The organism is Streptomyces milbemycinicus (assembly GCF_002154605.1).
Taxonomy (GTDB): domain Bacteria; phylum Actinomycetota; class Actinomycetes; order Streptomycetales; family Streptomycetaceae; genus Streptomyces; species Streptomyces milbemycinicus.
Genome location: NZ_MUNE01001048.1, coordinates 1 through 498 on the forward strand (window position 1 = coordinate 1; position 498 = coordinate 498).

The following is a 498-nucleotide window of genomic DNA, read 5'->3' on the forward strand; positions in this document are numbered from 1 at the left end:
ACGCGCCGCGACGGCAAGCGGATCAGGCTGGTGTGATCGTTGAGCGCGTACAGGTGGGCGGGGCCGGAGTTCACTCCCGCGGTGCGGGTGCCGACGAGGGCGCCCAGGTGGAGGTCCTTGACGCCCGTCGCGAATACCTCGCACGCGGAGGCGCAGCCGTCGTCGGTGAGCGTGACCATGGGCAGATGCAGCAACGGGGTGCTGTTGTCGACGGGCTGGGGGTCGCAGGTGCCGTCGGCGTCGCAGAAGGAAACGGCCGTTGCGTCGTGGACGAACGCGCCCATCAGTTTGTTGCCCTCGTCGGCGACGCCGCCGCGGTTGCCGCGCAGGTCGAAGATGATGCCGGTGAGCTCGGTGGTCGCCTTGAGGTCGGCGATGGCCTTGAGGGCTTCCTGGGCGACGCCCGGATAGAAGGCGTCGAAGCGGACGTCGGCGATGCTGCCGGCCACCAGGGTGACCTCCACGTGCGGCTTGGGCTGCGCGGGCAGCGGGCCGGGA

1 protein-coding gene is annotated in these 498 nt (G+C 70.5%); it reads right to left on the minus strand.

What is annotated here, in order from left to right; translation table 11 throughout:
• Window positions 1-498: S41 family peptidase (locus CCN51_RS50810; protein ID WP_245881875.1), on the minus strand; the 498-nt coding region annotated here is incomplete at both ends.